The sequence below is a fragment of the Pseudoclavibacter sp. CFCC 13611 genome, from assembly GCF_008831225.1.
Lineage (GTDB): Bacteria > Actinomycetota > Actinomycetes > Actinomycetales > Microbacteriaceae > Pseudoclavibacter_A.
Window position 1 is genome coordinate 856,401 of the sequence record NZ_WBKE01000002.1, and the last position, 19,208, is coordinate 875,608.

17 protein-coding genes and 2 riboswitches are annotated in these 19,208 nt (G+C 66.2%); of the genes, 7 read left to right on the top strand and 10 right to left on the bottom strand.

The features are described 5' to 3' along the window. Positions 1-23: 23 nt before the first annotated feature. Positions 24-119: riboswitch (TPP riboswitch) on the top strand. Continuing rightward, entirely contained in the window at positions 110-973 is an 864-nt protein-coding gene (thiD, locus tag F8O08_RS08200) for a bifunctional hydroxymethylpyrimidine kinase/phosphomethylpyrimidine kinase (RefSeq protein ID WP_225733558.1), read from the top strand. Its footprint overlaps the riboswitch before it by 10 nt. A 33-nt stretch (positions 974-1,006) precedes the next feature. On the opposite strand, the gene moeB is transcribed toward thiD, so the two are convergent. The 4 genes from moeB to F8O08_RS08220 form a co-directional block, all read right to left on the bottom strand. After that, positions 1,007-2,197: a molybdopterin-synthase adenylyltransferase MoeB gene (gene moeB, locus F8O08_RS08205; protein ID WP_158037699.1), complete on the bottom strand. Its 1,191-nt coding sequence runs from the start codon at positions 2,195-2,197 to the stop codon at positions 1,007-1,009. Then, positions 2,194-2,979: a thiazole synthase gene (locus F8O08_RS08210; protein ID WP_158031187.1), complete on the bottom strand. Its 786-nt coding sequence runs from the start codon at positions 2,977-2,979 to the stop codon at positions 2,194-2,196. The genes moeB and F8O08_RS08210 overlap by 4 nt, the downstream gene beginning before the upstream one ends. A gap of 1 nt (position 2,980) precedes the next feature. Next, positions 2,981-3,217: a sulfur carrier protein ThiS gene (thiS, locus tag F8O08_RS08215; RefSeq protein ID WP_158037698.1), complete on the bottom strand. Its 237-nt coding sequence runs from the start codon at positions 3,215-3,217 to the stop codon at positions 2,981-2,983. Beyond that, positions 3,214-4,491: an FAD-dependent oxidoreductase gene (locus F8O08_RS08220; protein ID WP_158042604.1), complete on the bottom strand. Its 1,278-nt coding sequence runs from the start codon at positions 4,489-4,491 to the stop codon at positions 3,214-3,216. Before F8O08_RS08220 ends, thiS begins: the two co-directional genes overlap by 4 nt. Then, positions 4,484-4,617: riboswitch (TPP riboswitch) on the bottom strand. It overlaps the preceding gene by 8 nt. A gap of 112 nt (positions 4,618-4,729) precedes the next feature. Here F8O08_RS08220 and thiE point away from each other — a divergent pair. The 5 genes from thiE to F8O08_RS08245 all read left to right on the top strand — a co-directional run bounded on the left by thiE (position 4,730) and on the right by F8O08_RS08245 (position 9,915). Continuing rightward, complete coding sequence (gene thiE / locus F8O08_RS08225) at positions 4,730-5,368, top strand: thiamine phosphate synthase (RefSeq protein ID WP_158038201.1); 639 nt, start codon at positions 4,730-4,732, stop codon at positions 5,366-5,368. Positions 5,369-5,428: 60 nt separating this feature from the next. Next, a complete protein-coding gene (locus tag F8O08_RS08230; RefSeq protein ID WP_158031827.1) occupies positions 5,429-6,328 on the top strand; it encodes a fructose bisphosphate aldolase in 900 nt (299 codons plus the stop codon). Positions 6,329-6,352: 24 nt separating this feature from the next. Beyond that, positions 6,353-6,868, top strand: a complete 516-nt coding sequence (gene ybaK, locus F8O08_RS08235) for a Cys-tRNA(Pro) deacylase (protein WP_158042603.1) — start codon at positions 6,353-6,355, stop codon at positions 6,866-6,868. A gap of 376 nt (positions 6,869-7,244) precedes the next feature. After that, positions 7,245-8,048 (top strand): alpha/beta fold hydrolase, encoded by an 804-nt coding sequence (locus F8O08_RS08240; RefSeq protein WP_192496837.1) that lies wholly within the window; start codon positions 7,245-7,247, stop codon positions 8,046-8,048. A 25-nt stretch (positions 8,049-8,073) separates the two neighbouring features. Beyond that, a complete protein-coding gene (locus F8O08_RS08245; protein WP_158037694.1) occupies positions 8,074-9,915 on the top strand; it encodes a sigma-54-dependent Fis family transcriptional regulator in 1,842 nt (613 codons plus the stop codon). Here F8O08_RS08245 and F8O08_RS08250 read toward each other — a convergent pair whose 3' ends face one another. The 6 genes from F8O08_RS08250 to F8O08_RS08275 all read right to left on the bottom strand — a co-directional run bounded on the left by F8O08_RS08250 (position 9,916) and on the right by F8O08_RS08275 (position 18,152). Beyond that, positions 9,916-10,461, bottom strand: coding sequence for a DUF779 domain-containing protein (locus F8O08_RS08250; protein WP_158042602.1), 546 nt, complete (start codon positions 10,459-10,461; stop codon positions 9,916-9,918). A 239-nt stretch (positions 10,462-10,700) separates the two neighbouring features. Continuing rightward, a complete protein-coding gene (locus tag F8O08_RS08255; RefSeq protein ID WP_158042601.1) occupies positions 10,701-12,224 on the bottom strand; it encodes an aldehyde dehydrogenase family protein in 1,524 nt (507 codons plus the stop codon). Positions 12,225-12,566: 342 nt separating this feature from the next. Then, positions 12,567-14,792 (bottom strand): NADP-dependent isocitrate dehydrogenase, encoded by a 2,226-nt coding sequence (locus F8O08_RS08260; protein WP_158042600.1) that lies wholly within the window; start codon positions 14,790-14,792, stop codon positions 12,567-12,569. Positions 14,793-14,912: 120 nt separating this feature from the next. Next, positions 14,913-15,548: a uracil phosphoribosyltransferase gene (gene upp / locus F8O08_RS08265; RefSeq protein ID WP_158037691.1), complete on the bottom strand. Its 636-nt coding sequence runs from the start codon at positions 15,546-15,548 to the stop codon at positions 14,913-14,915. Between the two features lie 69 nt (positions 15,549-15,617). Then, positions 15,618-16,937: a uracil-xanthine permease family protein gene (locus tag F8O08_RS08270; protein ID WP_158042599.1), complete on the bottom strand. Its 1,320-nt coding sequence runs from the start codon at positions 16,935-16,937 to the stop codon at positions 15,618-15,620. Between the two features lie 138 nt (positions 16,938-17,075). After that, positions 17,076-18,152, bottom strand: a complete 1,077-nt coding sequence (locus tag F8O08_RS08275) for an AI-2E family transporter (protein ID WP_158042598.1) — start codon at positions 18,150-18,152, stop codon at positions 17,076-17,078. 240 nt (positions 18,153-18,392) lie between these two features. On the opposite strand from F8O08_RS08275, the gene F8O08_RS08280 reads away from it, so the two are divergent. Continuing rightward, positions 18,393-19,160, top strand: a complete 768-nt coding sequence (locus F8O08_RS08280; protein WP_158037688.1) for a TetR/AcrR family transcriptional regulator — start codon at positions 18,393-18,395, stop codon at positions 19,158-19,160. The last annotated feature ends 48 nt before the right edge of the window (positions 19,161-19,208 follow it).

Consider the following 19,208-nt stretch of genomic DNA (forward strand, 5'->3'; position numbering starts at 1 on the left):
GGGGTCGCAGGCGTATACTCTGGGCGTGTGACACGGGGTGCCCCGAACGAGGGCTGAGAAGAGACCCGTCGAACCTGCTCTCGTCAGCACGAGCGAAGGGATCGTCCAAATGACCGTCAACCATGCCGCATCACGCCCGAAGAGCATCCGCGTGCCGCGCATCCTCAGCATCGCAGGCACCGACCCCACCGGCGGCGCCGGGGTGCAGGCCGATCTGAAATCGATCTCGGCGATGGGCGGCTACGCCATGGCGGTCGTCACCGCGCTCGTGGCGCAGAACACCCGGGGCGTGCGCTCGGTGCACCTGCCGCCGGTCTCTTTTCTGCGCGAGCAGCTGGAGGCTGTGTCTGACGACGTGGAGATCGACGGCGTGAAGATCGGCATGCTGGCCGACGCCGACACCGTCACGACGGTGAAGGCCTGGCTTGACGAGGTGCGGCCGCCGATCGTGGTGCTCGACCCGGTGATGGTGGCCACCAGCGGCGACCGCCTGCTCGCCGAAGACGCCGAGGCGGCCGTGCGAGATCTCTGCCGCAGTGCCGATCTGATCACCCCCAACGTTCCTGAGCTCGCGGTGCTCGCCGACGCGTCTGAGGCACAGACGTGGGCGGATGCCGTGGCTCAGGCCCGACTCGTCAGCGCACGCTGCGATACCGTGGTGCTCGTCAAAGGCGGCCATTTGGTCGGCGATCGCGTGCACGACGCGCTTGTCGACGCCCGGTCTGCCCCTGAGGGGTCGCCCGTGCCCGACGGGCTCTTCGAAGCCGACGCTCCGCGCGTCGACACCGAGTGCACGCACGGAACCGGATGCACGCTCTCTTCGGCCATGGCGACTCGCCTCGCCGCAGGCGACGACTGGCCCACCGCGCTGATCACGGTCAAGGCCTGGCTCACCCGGGCGCTGCGCAGCGCCGACGCTCTGCACGTCGGGCAGGGTCACGGCCCGGTCGATCACTTCGTCGACCTGCGCTGACGCTCGACGCCGAGCCAGTCGCGCAGAGATGGTTCAGTAGCGCGGCAGCGAGGGATCGACCGTCTGCACCCAGCCCATCGTGCCGCCCACCACCTGTCGCACGTTGGTGCGTCCGGAGTCACGCAGCATTTCGAGCGCCTGCGTCGAGCGCGCACCCGTCTTACAGACCAGAATGACCTCGCGTCCGGCCGGGACGTCGAAGGCCCGGGCACGGATCTCGTGCTGCAGCCGGGCCAACGGCAGCAGCCGCGCGCCCGGAATGTGCACGAGGTCGAACTCGTCCGGTTCTCGCACATCGATGAGATCGAAGTCGATCTCGCCGGCGGCTCGTCGCTGCAGCAGCGACTGCAGATCGAGAGCCGTCACACTGGTTCCCTGTGCCGTGCCCGGCGTGCCGCAGAGCTCGACGTAGTCGGCCTCGAGATCGTGCACCCTGGCCCGGTCGGGGTCGGCCGTCAGTCGCAGCTCGCGCCATCGGCCCGCTGCCGCGTCCAGCACCTGCACACGGTTGACCAGAGGCTCGCCGATGCCGGTGATGAGCTTGATCGCCTCACCGGCCATCACCGTTCCGATCATGCCCGGCAGCACACCGAAGACTCCCCCTTCGGCGCAGGAGGGCACCTCGCCGGGCTCTGGCGGCTCAGGAAAGAGGTCGCGGTAGCCCGCGTCGATGCCGAAGACACTGACCTGTCCCTCATAGCGCAGAATCGATCCCCAGACCACCGGTCGTCCGGTGATCTCTGCCGCGTCTGCCACAAGGTAGCGGGTGGCGAAGTTGTCGGCACCGTCGACGACGAGGTCGTACTCGGCGAACAGGCGCAGCGCATTGTCTCGGTCAAGCCGCACGGCATGAGCCTCGAGGTTCACCAGCGGATTGATGCGCGCCACCGTCTGCGCCGCCGAGGTCACTTTGAGCTCGCCGATGCGGTCGACGCCGTGAATGACCTGCCGCTGCAGATTCGACTCGTCGACCCGGTCGTCGTCGACGACACCGATCGTGCCCACGCCGGCCGCTGCCAGATACTCCAGCACCGGCGATCCGAGACCGCCTGCGCCGATGACCAGCACACGGGCGGCCTTCAGCCGACGCTGCGCTGCCTCGCCTGCCCCGGGCAGAATGAGCTGGCGGGAGTACCTGCGTCGCTCGTCGTCGGTGAGCCCGGGCAGCTCGTCGAGAGACTGGAGCCTCTCGACGAACGATGCGATGTGATCGACGCCACTCACAGGTCGGGCCGGCCTTCGACAGGAGACGACGCCAGTGCGTCCGCCCTCTTCGGAATGCGCCCGCCGAGAGCGGCGAGCCGCCCAGCCACGACCGCGTGCCGGAATGCGCGCGCCATGACCGCCGGATGCTCCGCTCGCGTCACCGCCGTGGCGAGCAGCACCGCGTCGCACCCGAGCTCCATGGCGAGAGCCGCATCGCTGGCCGTGCCCACGCCGGCGTCGAGCACCACGGGTACTCCGGCGTTCGCGGTGATCGCCGCGATGTTGTGCGGGTTCAGAATTCCCAGCCCGGTGCCGATCGGCGCCCCGAGCGGCATGATCGCCGCGGCACCGGCCTGCTCGAGATGGCGCGCCAGAATCGGGTCGTCGTTGGTGTAGACCATGACGTCGAACCCGTCGTTGACCAGCTGCTCGGTGGCGTCGGCGAGTTCGAGCCCGTCGGGCAGCAGCGTCTGGTCGTCGGCGATGACCTCGAGCTTCACCAGGTTCGTCTCGAGCGCCTCGCGCGCAAGCTGAGCGGTGAGAACGGCCTCACGCGCGGTGAAGCAGCCGGCCGTGTTGGGCAGCACCTCGATGTCGTTGCGCCGCAGGATGTCGAACAGGCTCGGCCCAGCCGAAGGGGTGTGCCGTCGCATCGCGACCGTCGTCAGCTCGGTGCCGCTGGCCAGCAGTGCCTGTTCCAGCCCGTCGAGGCTGGGTGCGCCGCCGGTGCCCATGATCAGCCGCGAACGGTACGATCGCCCTGCGACCTCGAAGAGATCGTCATCGTCGTGGTCAGCCATCTCAGCCTCCTTGTTTCGCGGTCACGAGTTCGATGCGGGCCTGCGGTGTGAGCACCGTCTGCGCCCAGCGGCCGCGCGGCACGATCGTCTCGTCGACGGCCACCGCGACGCCGAGCCGCGAGCCGTCGGCGGGTCGGCCGTCGGCGGCGAGCGGGGTGCCGGTTCGTTCGGCCACGAGGGCGAGCACCGAGTCGGCCTCGGTCTCGACGGCCTCGCCGTTCAGAATGATCTGTGTCATGCGGATGCTCCTGTGGGGGTCTCGGATCGATCGTCTGACGAGAAGCGCCAGGGGTCGAACGCCTGCCAGTCGGATGCTGCGGCGGTGCCGTCGACGAGATCGGAGATCACGACGGCGTTCTGAGCGCTGAGCAGGATGCCATGGCGGTGGGTGCCGGTGTTGGCGAGCAGCCCGTCGGCGACTCGGCCGAGCAGAGGCGCGTTGTCCGGTGTGCCGGGGCGGGCACGAGCAGTGGCCTCGATGAGTTCGAGGTCGTCGACCGCCGGCAGCAGCTCGTGGGCGTCGCGAAGCAGCTGCAGCACGCTGCCTGCGAGCACGGCGTCTCGAGCGTCTTCGCGTTCGGTCGCCCCGATCACGACCGTTCCGTCTTCGCGCGGCACGATGTAGACGCTGCGGCCGTGGACGAGGCCGCGGATCGTGTGGGTGGTGAGCGGGCGCAGCTGCTCCGGAGTGCGCAGACGCAGCACGTCGCCGTGCACCGGGCGGATCGGCCAGACCAGACCTCGCGGCAGGCCGCCGAGCCTCGGGCTCTCCAAACCGTTGGCCACCACGACTTCGTCTGCCTCGATGACCTGTTGCGCCGACACGCTCGGGGTCGGGCTCGCCGGCGGCACGTCGGCCACGACCTCGCTCGACGGCCACGCGGGCTGTTCGTCGAAGCGATGGGTGACTGGCCCTTCTCGACGTTCGCTCGGTTCGAGGCGAACGCCGATCACCCGCTCGTCTCGCCAGAGAAGCTCCACGGCGCGTTCCGGCACCACATGCACGTCGTCGCACACTTCGAGGGCCGATATATAGGCCCCGGCGAGGCGTCGCGGGGTGATCTGGTGGTCGTCGCGGGCCAGGAACGCCCCGCTGATGCCCGGGCCGAGCAGCGGCTCAAGCGCACGGGCCTCTCGTGAGGTGAGATCCTGCACGTCGAGCCCGAGTTCGAGCTGCTGGGCGCGCAGGCTTCGCAGCAGCTCGCGATCGGCGGCGTCGGCGGTGGCGACGATGGTCGGCGTCGACCGGTAGCCGGTGCCGACCACCGTCGCCTGGTCCAGCTCGGCGACGATCTGCGGGTAGAGACGCGCGGCCGGCACGGAGAGCGCGAGCAGACTCTCTTCTTCGAAGGCGTACTCACTCACGGCGGCGAGCATCCCGGCCGCCGCATGACTCGCGCCCGAAGCGGGCGCCGGATCGACGATCGTCACCGCGTGACCGCGCTGATGCAGTCGCCACGCGGTCGCCAGGCCGACGACGCCGGCACCGATGACGATGACATGCTTGTTCATTCTGCTCGCTTCCTACGCCGGTATGATCCGGATCAGGTCGACGGTCTGCACACGATCACCGGCCTGTTTCGGCCTGGTGAATCGCGCGCACTCTCAGCCGAGTTCTCGGCTCCCGTGCTCATGTGGGGCAATTGTACCGCCCGGTTCGTACACTGGACGCATGATCGTCAAGTCTCAGCACGCTGACCGCTCCACCGACCCGCACGCCACACCTCGCACCCGAGAATGGCGACTGAGCATGCTGCAGCAGGCGCAGCTGTATCTGTGCACCGACGCCAGACTGGGCACCGGAGACTTCGACGAGTTCGTGGACGCCGCCTACCGCGGAGGCGTCGACATCATTCAGCTGCGCGACAAGCATCTCGACGCTGGTGATGAGCTGGAGTACTTCGAGCTGCTCGCGGCTGCGGCGCGCCGACATGGGCGACTCTTCGCCGCCAACGACCGAGCCGACGTCGCCACGCTGACCGGCGCCGACATCCTGCACGTCGGGCAGCGCGACCTCAGCGTCGCCGACGCTCGTTCGCTGCTGCCGGAGGGCACGCTCGTCGGCCTGTCGACGCATTCCCGAGTGCAGGCCGAGCAGGCGCGTCTGGGCGATCCTGACTATTACTGCATCGGGCCGGTCTGGCGCACTCCCACGAAACCGGGTCGGGCCCCGGTCACCCTCGACGCCGTACGACAGGTGCATACGCAGAGCCGTGGCGATGCCAAGCCATGGTTCGCCATCGGCGGCGTCAACGCCGAGACCCTGGAGCAGGTGCTCGACGCCGGGGCGAACCGCATCGTGGTCGTACGTGCGATCACCCAGGCCGACGACCCCGAGGCCGCCGCTCGCGAGCTGCGCTCAGCGCTGCCCGAGCTCGCCACAGCGTGAGATAATGTTCGTCGTGTCGCACGACGGCACCCTGCTGACCAAACAAAGAAAGCGGTGACCATGTCATCAGTGTTCGATGCACAGTACGAGCGGTTCTCGACCGGTGCCGGCTTCCTGGCCGCGCTCGATCAGTCCGGAGGCAGCACGCCCAAGGCGCTGCGTCTCTACGGAGTGGACGAATCGCAGTACCGCAATGAGACCGAGATGTTCGACCTCATTCACGAGCTGCGCACTCGCATCATCACCAGCCCTGCTTTCACCAGCGAGCGTGTGCTCGGCGCGATTCTCTTCGAGCAGACGGTCGACCGTGAGATCAACGGGGCCCCGAGCGCGAAGTATCTCTGGAACGAGCTGGGCATCGTGCCGTTCCTGAAGATCGACAAAGGGCTCGCCGAGCTCAAAGACGGCGTGCAGGTGCTCAAGCCGATCCCGACGCTGCAGCAGCAGCTCGACAAGGCGAACGCGAACGAGGTCTTCGGCACGAAAGAGCGCTCGCTGATCAAACAGGCCAACGAGTCGGGCATCATCGCCGTCGTCGACCAGCAGTTCGAGCTGGCCGATCAGGTGCTCGACGCCGGGCTCGTGCCGATCATCGAGCCCGAGGTCGACATCACTGCAGCAGACAAGGCCGATTCCGAGTCGATTCTGCGCGATCAGATTCTGCAGCACCTCGATGCGCTGCCCGAGGGGCGCAACGTGACCCTCAAGCTCTCACTGCCCACCGAGGCCGGCTTCTACTCCGCTCTCGTCGACCACGACCGCGTCGTGCGCGTCGTCGCCCTCTCAGGTGGCTACAGCCGAGACGAGGCCAACGCGCTGCTGGCCAAGAATCCGGGAGTCATCGCCAGCTTCAGCCGCGCCCTCACCGAGGGTCTCACGGCGCAGCAGAGCGACGACGAGTTCAACCAGACGCTCGACGCCGCCATCGAGAGCATCTACCAGGCGTCGATCGCCGGCTGAAACACGCGAAAGAGATCGACACAGATGGCAGCGCACAGAGGGCACGGGTCGGCCACGCCGGCGACCCGTGCCCTCGACCGTGCCGGGGTGGCCTATCAGCTGCACGGCTTCGAGCATGACCCCGATGACCGACACTTCGGTGACGAAGCCGTCGACAAGCTCGACCTGCCGGCCGACCGCATCTTCAAGACGCTGGTCGTCGAGATCGACGGTGCTGCATCGCGCAGTCAGGATCTCGCCGTGGGCGTCGTGAGCCTGGATGCGCGACTCGATCTCAAGGCCATGGCGCACGCGTTGGGAGTCAAGCGGTGCCACATGGCCGATCCTCAGCTGGCGCAGCGCCGCACCGGCTATGTGGTCGGCGGCATCAGTCCGCTCGGGCAGAAGAGTCGCCTGCCCATCTTCGTCGACGAGGGCGCCCGCTCCATCGAGACCATGCTGGTCTCCGGCGGTCAGCGTGGGCTTGACGTCGAGCTGACGCCAGACGACCTCTGCAGCGTCACCGGAGCACGCTACGCCCCCATCGCCAAACGCGACTGAGCGGGGCCGGGCGCAGAGAACCGGTGGCGGCATCCACGCTGTGAGACACCACCACCGGTGTGAGAGTTCAGGTCAGCTCTCAGAGACGGCAGCCGAATCGTTGTGCTTCGATCCAGCGCGACGACGCGTGCCGAGCTCTCCGTCGACTTGGTCGGCGAAGTCGGTGCTCTGTGCAGTCATCGGGGACTCATCCTGCCAGATCTGTTCGAGATCAGCATCGAGCCCAGCTTCCTTCCGGGCCCTTCGCCCGGGATCCTTCTCTCGGTTCGTGCTCATGTCTGCAGTCTAAGCCGAGCGCGAGCGGCTCACCTCGGAACCACGAGATGATATATCGACCCGCCGAAGGCCGATCGAGCGCATGAGGTACTCTCCACACATGCAGTCGTTCACCGTGCACTCATCGCTCGACGGCGTCGAACTGCGCTGCCGCCGTTTCAGCGCGACGGCAGCGACCGACCTGGCTCCAGTCATCATGCTGCACGGCACCGCGCTGTCGCAGTCCGTTTGGCGCGGCATGGGCTGGATCGACCCGGTTCTGCCGGCCCGCGACGTGCTCACCATGGATCTCCGCGGTCACGGCCGCAGCGGCAGACCGCACGACGCGACGGCCTACGACATGCACCACTTCGTCACAGACGTCTGCGATGTGCTCGACGCCGCTCAGATTCCCCAGGCGGCAGTCGTGGGCTATTCTCTCGGCGGTCGCATCATGTTCTCACTCGCTGCAGACCACCCCGCACGAGTCTCGACGATGGTGAGCGTGGCGGGATCGCCGCAGAACTCCCCCGGCGCATTCGACCGGGTCTTCTTTCCCGGCATCGTCGAGACGCTGCGACAGGGGTCTATGGAGCTGTTCATCGAGCGCTGGGAACAGCATCTCGGCCGCCCACTCTCGGCTTCGACCGTTCTGGCCATGCGGATGAACGACCCGCTCGCCCTCGCCGCCTACATGACCGCGGCCGACGGAGATCGCGGCGTGCCGACCCACGTGCTCTCCACGATGCGCATGCCGACGCTGCTTCTGGCCGGCTGTGCGGATGCCGAACGCGAGCAGGCTGCCCGGCTGGCGGCCGCAAACCTGCCGAACGCCCGCATCCGCCTGCTCCCGGGGGTCACGCACAGCGGAATCCTGCGTTCGCCGACAGCGTGCCAGGCGACCGCAGACTTCCTCGCTCGCTGACAGATTCATCGCATAGACTGCACCCGTGTCAGTTCCATCGCCTCTCATGCCCAAAGGCCTCTCTGGGGCCGTCCGGGCCCGCGAGCGGCTGATCACCTCCGGCGCCGTCGACGACGCGCTGCTGCGCCCTGAGATCGCCGACTCCTGGCGCCGCTGCCGCGAGGCCGATGTCTCGGCGCACGACCTGCAGCAGCTCACGCCGATCAGCAGCGTGGCTCAGACACCATTGGCCCGGCACTCGACCGAAGCGCTGCAGACCCTCGCCGGCGACCTCAGCGAGGTCAGCGCCGGCGTCGTCGTCGCCGACACCACGGGCAACATCGTGTCGGCCGCGTTCTGCGACATCTCCGGCCGCGACTCGCTCAGCGAGATCAACATGCTGCCCGGCTACTCTTTCGCCGAGGCGTCAGTCGGCACGAACGGCATCGGCACGACGCTCGCGACGGGCAGGCCCACGGCCGTCATCGGCGCCGAACACTTCAACGACGCCTTCCAGCAGTACGCCTGTGTCGGCCTGCCGCTGCGCCACCCGATCAGCGGTCAGCTCATCGGCGTCGTCGAGATGACCACCAAGGCCACCCGAGACGAACTCGCGACCAAGCTGATGCGTCACACCCTCAGCATCGCCAAGAGACGCATCGAGCATCGACTGCTGGACGAGACGACCAGCGAACGCCAGCCGCTGCTGCGCCTGTTCAGCGATCGCGACGCGCTGGCAACCGGACCGGTGCTCGCCTACGCCGACGGCTTCGAGATCTGCAACACCTGGGCGACGCTCACGCTCGACGTCGAAGACCGTGCCATGCTGCAGCGCACCGCCCTGCGCATGATCACCCAGCACAGCGCTGATCGCCGACAGGTTCGTCTGCACACCGGCGCCGAGTGCGTGATGAAGCCGACGCTGCTGATGTCGTCCGGGCTCGCTCAAGACGGTCTGGTGCTCGAGCTCGAGTTCATCGGCACCAGTCGCTCGCTCGGGGTCATCGGCCACACCGGCACGAGCAGCACCATGCGTCTGGGCGAGAACTATCGTCGCTTCGCAGACGTCCAGCTGCTCTCTGGGCGGTCTCCTCTGTGGCTGCAGACTCGCACCGATCTGGGCGCAGCACTGCGTCGACGCGAGTCGGTGCTCGCGGTCGGCGAGACCGGAACGGGCAAGACCTCGGCCGTCGACGAGATCTTCCACCAGCTCAAGCCCGACGGCCGCAGCACCATCGTCGAGCCCGAAGACCTGTATCGTCGCGTGCGTCGCGGCCGCGGCTTCGCACAGCTGCTCGCCGGCCGACCAGACCTGCTCATTCTGCGCAACATCCACTCGCTGCCGCAAGAGACCATCGAGCCGCTGGCCGAATTCCTGATCACTCGTTCCGCCGACGTGCTGGTGGCCGCGACGTACAACCCGTCGCACATGAGCGACCGGATGCCCTCGGCGCAGCTGCTTCCGTTCTTTCAGCACACCACGATGATTCCCGCTCTGCGACATCGCCCAGACGACATTCCCGGCATCGTCGCGCAGTTTCTGCAGGTGCTCGCCGGCGACAGACAGCCGCTGCGCGTCGCTGACGACGCCATGGCCGCGCTGAGCCAGTCGAGCTGGCCCGGAAACCTCAAGCAGCTGCACGACGTGCTCGCGACGCTGGTCTCGAATCTCGAGCCCGGGCAGACCGTGCAGCGCAGCGACATCCCACGCTTCGCGAGCCTCAGCGACCTCATGGTGCTCACCGCCATGGAGGCCATCGAGCGGGATGCGATCGTGCAGAACCTGTACGAGTGCAACCGAAACAAGTCGGCGACGGCTCAGGCGCTGGGCATCTCGCGGTCGTCTCTCTACCGCAAGATGCGCGCCTACGGCCTCGAAGACATCTGATCAGAAGGTCGGCAGCTGACAGACCGAGCCGAACTCGCCGTCGAGATCGACCGGCGGCAGCGGTCTCGGCGTCTCAGACCCTGCGTCGACTTCGGCCTTCGTGGGAGCCGGAGCCAGCTCGGCGGTCTCCTCGCTGCTGAAGAGGCGCCCGCGAGACAGAAAGACGTACCCTTCGGGCCCCTCCAGCGAGAATCCGCCCAGGCCCACACCCTCTGCCACGTCGATCACGACCTGGGTGTGCTCCCACGCCGAGAACTGCGTGCTGGAGATCCAGACCGGCGTGCCCGCGGCATCCGCACTGCTGCCGTCCAGGACGAAGCCCAGCAGTCGGTCGAGCGGTGAGACGATGTAGCTGCCCACTCGAAAGCATGCTGGCCCTGACCCCTCGCAGCAGCCGCCGGACTGATGGAAGATCACGTCGCCGTGCTTCTCACGGATGGTGTGCAGCACCGCCGCAGCCGCGGTCGTGATCACGACTCGCGAGTGCAGCGCCTGTTCGAGCAGTGCGGCCGGTGTGCCGTCGACTGACTCAGTGCGTGGGCTCATGATTGACTCCTTCGTCGAAGGCATCGAAGATGCCGGTGTTCCCATCGTGACGGACGCGCACGTCGAGCGCCAGCCATCGAAGACGATGACGGGGCGGCCCGCCGCTCCGAATCGGAACGATCGGGCACGCCCCGTCACGTCGATGTCCGAGTCGACACAGCTGCGACTCGGCCTGCGGTCACCCCCGTATGCTGCCCTGACCGCCGGAGCGATCAGGGTCACACGTGGTGTGCGTCGGTTTAGAAGAAGCCCTGCGGCTTCTCGCTGTACGACACCAGGAGGTTCTTGACCTGCTGGTAGGCATCGAGCACCATCTTGTGCGTCTCACGACCGATGCCCGACTCCTTGTAGCCGCCGAAGGCCGCGCCCGCCGGGTAGTTGTGATAGGTGTTCGTCCAGACGCGACCGGCCTGGATGCCGCGGCCGGCCTTGTACGCGATGTTGCCGTTCCGGCTCCACACGCCCGAGCCGAGGCCGTAGAGCGTGTCGTTTGCGATGTCGAGCGCCTCGTCGAAGTCTTTGAACGTCGTCACTGAGACGACCGGCCCGAAGATCTCTTCCTGGAAGATGCGCTGCTTGTTGTTGCCCTTGAAGATCGTCGGCTTGATGTAGTAGCCGCCCGCAAGATCGCCGTCGAGCACATTGCGCTCACCGCCGGTGAGCAGTTCTGCGCCTTCCTGCTTGCCGATCTCGAGGTAGCTGAGAATCTTCTTCAGCTGAGCCTCACTGGCCTGGGCGCCGACCTGCGTGGCCGTGTCGAGCGGGTTGCCCTGAATCGAGTTCTCGACCCGAGCCACTGCGTCGGGCAGGAACGTGTCGGCGATCGACTCCTGGATCAGCGCACGCGACGGGCAGGTGCAGATCTCGCCCTGGTTGAGCTGGAAGAGCGCGAAGCCCTCGAGCGCCTTGTCGTAGAAGTCGTCTTTCTTGTCGGCGACGTCTTCGAAGAAGATGTTCGGGCTCTTGCCGCCCAGCTCGAGCGTGGCGGGAATGATCAGGTTCGCGGCCTGCTGCGCGATGAACCGACCCGTCGTCGTCGACCCGGTGAACGCGATCTTGCGGATGCGGTTGCTCGACGTCAGCGCAGCACCGGCTTCGGCGCCGAAGCCGTTGACGATGTTCAGCACGCCGGCCGGCAGCAGGTCTTCGATGACCTTGATCAGTTCGAGCAGCGAGACCGGGGTCGACTCTGCGGGCTTCAGCACGATGGTGTTTCCCGCTGCAAGAGCGGGAGCGATCTTCCACGCAGCCATCAGAATCGGGAAGTTCCACGGGATGATCTGACCGACGACGCCCAGCGGCTCTTTGAAGTGGTAGGCCACCGTGTCGCTGTCGATCTCGTTGGTGTTGGTCTCCTGCGCGCGGATCGCGGCGGCGAAGTAACGGAAGTGATCGGCCGCCAGCGGGATGTCGGCGGCGAGCGTCTCGCGCACCGGCTTGCCGTTGTCCCACGTCTCAGCGACGGCGAGCTTCTCGAGGCTGGCGTCGATGCGGTCGCCGATCTTCCACAGGATGTCGGCTCGCTGGGTTGCCGAGAGCTTGCTCCACTTCGGGAACGCCGCCCATGCGGCGTCGAGCGCCTTCTCGACGTCGGCGCCCTTGCCGCGTGCCACCTTGGTGAAGACTTTGCCGGTGACCGGAGTGATGTTGTCGAAGTACTCCCCGTCTGCCGGCGGCACCCATGCGCCGCCGATGAAGTTGTCGTACTTCTCCTGGAACGTGATCAGGCTGCCCTCGCTGCCGGGCGCTGCATAGATCGTCATGATGCTCCTTATATTCCGCTTGTCGCCGGACCAAGCTGACCCGGCAGCCTCGCGACCGTCCTTGGCCGCACATCACTCATTCTGACAGTGCCGAGAGGGGAAACAACCGGTGTATACGATGTCGGTCGTGGTCGTGTCAGAATGGCACATTTCGGTTCGCCGACCGACATCTTTCGCCGACATCTGCCGGAGTGATCTGCCGCGCGTCGAGCTGTGGACTCGGCTGCGCGGCAGGGCCGCGGAGACGAAAGACGCCGGCATCACACGTTCTGCACGTGGATGCCGGCGTCTCGCGAGATCAGGCGCCGGTCACAGGCCGTGCGCCACCGAGAGGTGCGTCGTTCAGGCGCGACCGATCGAGTCGATGATCTCGTTCAGTGCGGCCGACGGACGCAGCGCCGCCGAGGCGAGTGCGTCGTCGGGACGATAGTAGCCGCCGATGTCGACCGGGCTGCCCTGCACTGCGAGCAGATCGCTGGTGATCTGCTGCTCGCCCTCGGACAGCGCCTTGGCAACCGGGGCGAAGAGCTCGGCGAGCTCGGCGTCGTCGGTCTGCTGCGCCAGGTTCTCAGCCCAGAAGCGAGCCACGTAGTAGTGGCTGCCACGGTCGTCGATCTCTCCGGCCTTGCGCGACGGCGAGCGATCTTCGTTGAGGTAGCGCTCGGTGGCCTGGTCGAGCGCGTCGCCCAGCACCCGCGCGCGCGGGCTGTCGCTCTTTCGAGCATGGAAGCGCAGGCTCTCGCTGATGGCGAGGTACTCGCCGAGGCTGTCCCAGCGCAGGTGGTTCTCGGCCAGGAACTGCTGCACGTGTTTGGGGGCCGAACCGCCGGAACCGGTCTCGAAGAGGCCGCCGCCGGCGAGCAGCGGAACGACTGACAGCGTCTTGGCGCTGGTGCCGACCTCCAGAATCGGGAACAGGTCGGTCAGGTAGTCACGCAGCACGTTGCCGCTGGCCGAGATGGTGTCTTCGCCCGCGCGGAAGCGCTTCAGCGTGAACTTCGTGGCCTCGATCGGCGAGAGCACACGGATGTCGAGCCCGTCGGTGTCGAGATCGGCGAGGTAGGCGTGCACCTTCTCGATGAGGTTGCGATCGTGGGCACGGCTGTCGTCGAGCCAGAACACGACGGGCGTTTCGGACAGACGCGCACGCGTGACCGCGAGCTTGACCCAGTCGCGAATCGACTCGTCTTTGCTCTGGCAGCCGCGCCAGATGTCGCCGGCCTCGACGCGCTGCTCGATGAGCGCCTCGCCTGCCTGGTCGAGCACCTGCACGACGCCGGGTCGATCGATCACGAAGGTCTTGTCGTGGCTGCCGTACTCTTCTGCCTTCTTCGCCATGAGACCGACGTTGGGAACGCTGCCCACCGTCGTCGGGTCGAATTTGCCGTTGCGCACCGCGTCTCCGATGGTGGCCTCGTAGACGCCGGCGTAGGAGCTGTCCGGAATCACCGCGAAGGTGTCGTCCTCGGCACCAGTCATGTCCCAGAGCCGACCGCCGTTGCGGATCAGCGCGGGCAACGAGGCGTCGATGATGACGTCACTCGGCACATGCAGATTGCTGATGCCCTTGTCAGAGTTGACCGCCGACAGACGCGGACCGTTCTGGTAGCCGGCCTCTATGGCCTCGCGCACACCTTCGCGAACATCCTCTGGCAGCGAGTCGATGCCGGCGATCACGCCGCCCAGACCGTTGTTCGCGCTGATGCCTGCCGCTTCGAGGGCGTCACCGTACTTCTCGAAGAGGTCGGGGAAGAACGCGCGCACGACGTGACCGAAGATGACCGGGTCTGAGACCTTCATCATGGTCGCCTTGAGGTGCACTGAGAAGATGACGCCGGCGTCTTTCGCCTGCTGAATGGACTCTTTGAGGAAGTCATCCAGCGCCTTGGCGCTGAGGAACGTCGCGTCGAAGACCTCTCCCTCGAGCACCGGGATCGACTCTTTCAGCACCGTGACACTGCCGTCGTCGGCGACGAGCTGCACGGTGAGATCGTCGGCCTTCGGCAGCACCACCGACTGCTCGTTGTGACGGAAGTCATGATCGCCGAGTGTGAGCACGCGAGTCTTCGACTCGGGCGACCACTCAGCCACCGAGTGCGGATGCTTGCGCGCGAAGTTCTTCACGGCGACCGGCACACGACGATCGGAGTTTCCCTCACGAAGCACGGGGTTGACCGCCGAGCCTTTGATCTTGTCGTAGACGGCGCGCACGCTGCGCTCGTCGTCGTCTGCCGGCTCGTCCGGGAAGTCTGGCACGTCAAAGCCCTTGCTCTGCAGCTCGGCGACGGCCGCCTTGAGCTGCGGCACCGATGCCGAGATGTTCGGCAGCTTCAGAATGTTGGCCTCAGGCGTCTTGGCCAGCGCACCGAGCTCGGCCAGCGCGTCGCCCACCTGCTGCTCTGCGGGAAGGCGATCGCTGAACGCGGCCAGGATGCGGCCGGCCAGCGAGATGTCTTTCGTCTGCACATCGATGTCGGCGGTCGCGGTGAACGCCTGCAGGATCGGCAGGAAGGAATACGTGGCGAGCAGCGGGGCCTCGTCGGTGTGCGTGTAGATGATCTTCGCCATGGATGAACTGTCTCCCTTGATCAGGTTCGGTGAGATCTTTCGCCCTGCGAAAGACTCGTGGAACTTCCGCACCCCACGATACCGGATGCGGCGCCGGGCGACGCACGGCCCCGGGAGGGATCAGTCGATGGTTCCGTAGAGCCGATCGCCGGCATCGCCGAGGCCCGGAACGATGTAGCTCTGGTCGTTCAGTCCCTCGTCGACGGCGCCGAGCACCACGGTGAGATCGCGGCCCTCGAAGTGCTTTTCGACCGCCTCGACTCCCTGCGGCGCACCCAGAATGCAGATCGCAGTCACCTTGCGAGCTCCGCGTTCGAAGAGGTAGTCGATCGCGCCGATCAGCGAACCGCCGGTCGCGAGCATCGGATCGAGCACGAAGCAGGCACGATCGCTGAGGTCGTCGGGCAGCCGCTTCGCATACGTCGTCGGCTGCAGCGTCTGCTCGTCGCGCACCATGCCGAGGAACCCCACTTCAGCGGTCGGCAGCAGTTTCGTCATGCCCTCGAGCATGCCGAGACCTGCGCGCAGGATCGGCACCACCAGAGGCAGCGGCTGCTGCAGCCGCACACCGGTGGTCTCGGCTACGGGTGTCATGACGCGGACGTCTTCGACGGCCACGTCGCGGGTTCCCTCGTAGGCCAGCAGCGTCATGAGCTCTTCGACGAGCTGACGGAACACCGGCTGCGGGGTGCTCCGGTCTCGGAGAACGGTCAGCTTGTGGTCGATGAGGGGGTGATTGGGAGTGATCAGACGCATGCTCTCAGCCTAGTCGTGTCATGGTGATGAGGATGTCACGGCCGGCCCGGCTCGGCCGACTCGCGTGGATCAGTGCGCGGCTTCGTCCACGCGATCCGTGCTCGCCGGCGAAACCGGCGTCGTGCTGCGTCCGCCGCGCAGCCGGGTCACTCCACGCATGACGTGGTAGACGGCGATGGCGGCGAAGGTTCCCAATGCGATGCCGCCGAACACCAGGTCGCCGGCCTGCCAGGTGAAGTCGGCGATCGCGATGATCAGCGCGACCCCGGCTGTGGTCAGGTTGATCGACTTCGAGAAGTCGACTTTGTTCTCGACCCAGATGCGCACGCCGAGCACACCGATCATGCCGTAGAGCACAACACCGGCACCGCCGAGCACACCGGCGGGCACCGTGGCGATCGCCGCTCCGAACTTGGGAAAGAGACTCAGCAGCACGGCGACGATGCCGGCCACCCAGTAGGCCGCCGTCGAGAACACCTTGGTCGAGGCCATCACACCGATGTTCTCTGCGTAGGTGGTCGTGCCCGAGCCGCCGCCCGAACCCGCGAGCACCGTGGCAAGACCGTCGCTGATCAGCGCACGACCGATGTTGTCGTCGAGATTTCGGCCGACCATCATGCCGACCGACCGCACATGTCCGATGTTCTCAGCGATCAGCACGAAGACGACGGGCACGAAGAGGCCCACGGTCGAGATGTGGAAGGTGGGCGTCTGGAAGTGCGGCAGTCCGAACCATGCCGCGTCGGCGATGGCCGAGAAGTCGACCTCACCGCGGACGACCGCAGTGACGTAGCCGATGACCACGCCGAACAGAATCGACAGACGACCGAGGAACCCACGGAAGAGCACGCCCCACAGGATGATCGCTCCCAGTGTCACCAGCGCGGTGATTGGGGCAACCTCGAAGTTCGCCTTGGCGCTGGGTGCGAGGTTCAGGCCGATCAGAGCGACGATCGCACCGGTGACGACAGGCGGCATCAGCCACTCAATCCATCGAACGCCCGCCCACTGCACGATCAAACCGATGACGAACAGCGTGGCACCGGCGATCACGACGCCGCCGAGCGCGCCCGCGTACCCGTGCTCGCTCTGCGCCGCGGCGATCGGGGCGATGAAGGCGAAGCTCGATCCGAGATAGCTGGGCACCCGGTTTCGGGTCAGCAGCAGGAAGATGATGGTGCCGAGGCCGGAGAACAGCAGGGTCGTCGCCGGTGGGAATCCGGTGAGCAGCGGCACCAGGAAAGTCGAGCCGAACATGGCGACCACATGCTGGGTGCCGATGCCGATCGTGCGCGGCCAGGTCAGTCGCTCGTCGGGAGCCACCGCCTCGCCCGGTCCGATGTGCACGCCGTCTCCGTGCAGCCGCCAGTCGAAAGCTCCTCGAGCCATGTCGTCTCCTCAATGTCATGAAGCGGCGAGGAACAGGAGCTCTCCTGCTCCAGGCTCGACGCAGAGTCGTGAGCCTGCCACGCCGAGGGGAGATTCTACGCCGACCTGCGTTGCGCGCAGGTTACATCGCCGGGCAGTTCAGCGCTGCTCCTGAGCGGGCACGATCACGCGTTTGACGATGATGAGGATCGAAGCGGCGACGGGAAAGGCGACGAGCGCCCCCATCAGTCCGGCGAGCGTCGCACCCACCATCGCGCCGATCAGCACGAGCGATCCGGGAATGTTGACGCTCTTGCCGACGATGCGCGGAGTCAGGACATATGCCTCGACCTGCATGTAGATGATCAGGCAGACGGCGACGAACACCGCGGTGAGCGGTGAGCTGAGCAGGGCGACCGCAGTGATCAGCACGGTGCTGATCACACTGCCGATGAGCGGGATCATCGTGATGAACAGCGCGAGCATGGCGAGCACGAGCGAGAACGGAACGCCGAAGACGGTCATCACGATCAGGCTGAAGACCGCGTTGCAGAAGGCCAGCACGACCATGCCCCCGAGGTAGCTGCCGACCGATCCGGTGATCTCTTCGGTGATGTCCATGACGTTCGCCCGCTTCGTCTTCGGCACCAGCAGAGAGAACGCCTGCTTCATGCGATCGAGGGAGACCACGAAGTACAGGGTCAGAATCAGCACGAAGATCGTGCCGGTCATGGCGTCGACCACGCCGCGGCCGATCTCGAAGGCTCCACCGCCGACGCCCCACCAGAAGTCGGGGTTCGTCACCTGCGTCTCGATCGTGTGCAGCGTCGTGGTCGCGGCTCCGTTGAACTGCTCGTCCACGTGCAGGAACCAGGGCCGCTGGCTGACTTCGTCGAAGCTCTTTGGCGCCGTGTCGACGAACTGGCCGACCTGCTTCACGATGCCGGGCACGATCATCCAGACGACCACGCCGAAGATCAGCAGGCCGACGCCGAGCACCGTGCCGAGCGCCAGCGGGCGCTTCATCCCCTTGCTCTCGAGCCAGCGAATCACCGGCTCCAGTCCGAGTGTGATGAAGAGGGCGAAGAACACCAGGGTCAGCGGCTTGATGATCGCGACGACGACAGCGGCCAGAAGCACTGCCAGCAGCACGCCGACCGTCGTCGAGAAGCCGGACATCACGCCGGGGCCGCGGGGCAGCCATTTTGCGCGTGTCGCTGGTTCCGGGGTCGACATATGATCCTCCTGCTTGCAGACATCCGCTCTCAGCGTAGGGCGTGCCTATCCGAGAACTAAACGTAACGTTTCCAGTCTTCCAGACCCACCGTCCGGCGACGACGTCGGCTTCGGCGAGGCTCCGGACGAGGTCGGCGACGGTGGATGGTTTTCCCAAGCACTGCGTGGCATACGCCTGCTGCGATGGATCATGCGAGGCGGTGTCATTTCTTGGGTGCACCTGCGTGGTAGCGTGACCGAATGAGCACCGCATCGCTGAGTCGAGTCGAAGTGGCCGATATCGCCCTCGCACTGTTCACCGCCCGGGGATATGACGAGGTGAGCGCCGCCGACATCGCTGCCGCAGCCCATGTGTCACGCAGCACGTTCTTTCGTCAGTTCGGGACCAAAGACGATGTGATCTTCGCCGACCATGATGACATCCTCGAACAGGTTGATGCCTTCTTCGCCGCACGTCTGCGTGGTGAGGTGGTCACCGTCGACGCACGCAGAGACGTGATCGACGCCGCACTGCTGGTGCTCGATCGTTTTCTGGCCCGTCTTCCCAGCATCCGCTCGCGTGATCGCATCGTGCGAGCCACGCACAAACTGCGAGATCGTGAGATCGTTACCATCACGCGATATCAGAAGGCCTTCGACAGATATCTGCGCGAGCAGCTGCCCGCATTGCGACATATCGAGGCTCTGCAGTTCGCCGACGTCGTCGCGACCACGCACAATGCCGTGCTGCGGCAGGCCATTCGAGATCAGCTCTCACCAGACCAGGCCCGTCGAGACCTGAGCGTCGAACTCGATCGTCTGCTCACCATCTTCGCGCCCGTCGTCGGCGAGCCGTCACAGGCGCAGCCACAATCGTCGGCAGCCGAGGGAAATCATGACCGCCCTCAGCTGCCGACCGTCTCAGACGCCGAATCGGTCGTCGTGGTCTTCGGCGTCGATGCGCCAATGTCTACTGTGGGCACAGTGGTGCAGCAGGCTCTGAAACGGCATCGACAGAATCGCATCTGACCCTTCTTTCGATTGCAGCAGTGCCCCGTCATCTGATGCGGTTCGAGA

What these genes read in the sequence shown, in the direction of transcription:
- thiD (WP_225733558.1), top strand. Translation starts at nt 110, where the DNA reads ATGACCGTCAACCATGCCGCATCACGCCCGAAGAGCATCCGCGTGCCG.
- F8O08_RS08210 (WP_158031187.1), bottom strand. Translation starts at nt 2,979, where the DNA reads ATGGCTGACCACGACGATGACGATCTCTTCGAGGTCGCAGGGCGATCG.
- thiS (WP_158037698.1), bottom strand. Translation starts at nt 3,217, where the DNA reads ATGACACAGATCATTCTGAACGGCGAGGCCGTCGAGACCGAGGCCGAC.
- F8O08_RS08220 (WP_158042604.1), bottom strand. Translation starts at nt 4,491, where the DNA reads ATGAACAAGCATGTCATCGTCATCGGTGCCGGCGTCGTCGGCCTGGCG.
- thiE (WP_158038201.1), top strand. Translation starts at nt 4,730, where the DNA reads ATGCTGCAGCAGGCGCAGCTGTATCTGTGCACCGACGCCAGACTGGGC.
- F8O08_RS08230 (WP_158031827.1), top strand. Translation starts at nt 5,429, where the DNA reads ATGTCATCAGTGTTCGATGCACAGTACGAGCGGTTCTCGACCGGTGCC.
- ybaK (WP_158042603.1), top strand. Translation starts at nt 6,353, where the DNA reads ATGGCAGCGCACAGAGGGCACGGGTCGGCCACGCCGGCGACCCGTGCC.
- F8O08_RS08240 (WP_192496837.1), top strand. Translation starts at nt 7,245, where the DNA reads ATGCAGTCGTTCACCGTGCACTCATCGCTCGACGGCGTCGAACTGCGC.
- F8O08_RS08250 (WP_158042602.1), bottom strand. Translation starts at nt 10,461, where the DNA reads ATGAGCCCACGCACTGAGTCAGTCGACGGCACACCGGCCGCACTGCTC.
- F8O08_RS08255 (WP_158042601.1), bottom strand. Translation starts at nt 12,224, where the DNA reads ATGACGATCTATGCAGCGCCCGGCAGCGAGGGCAGCCTGATCACGTTC.
- F8O08_RS08260 (WP_158042600.1), bottom strand. Translation starts at nt 14,792, where the DNA reads ATGGCGAAGATCATCTACACGCACACCGACGAGGCCCCGCTGCTCGCC.
- upp (WP_158037691.1), bottom strand. Translation starts at nt 15,548, where the DNA reads ATGCGTCTGATCACTCCCAATCACCCCCTCATCGACCACAAGCTGACC.
- F8O08_RS08270 (WP_158042599.1), bottom strand. Translation starts at nt 16,937, where the DNA reads ATGGCTCGAGGAGCTTTCGACTGGCGGCTGCACGGAGACGGCGTGCAC.
- F8O08_RS08275 (WP_158042598.1), bottom strand. Translation starts at nt 18,152, where the DNA reads ATGTCGACCCCGGAACCAGCGACACGCGCAAAATGGCTGCCCCGCGGC.
- F8O08_RS08280 (WP_158037688.1), top strand. Translation starts at nt 18,393, where the DNA reads ATGAGCACCGCATCGCTGAGTCGAGTCGAAGTGGCCGATATCGCCCTC.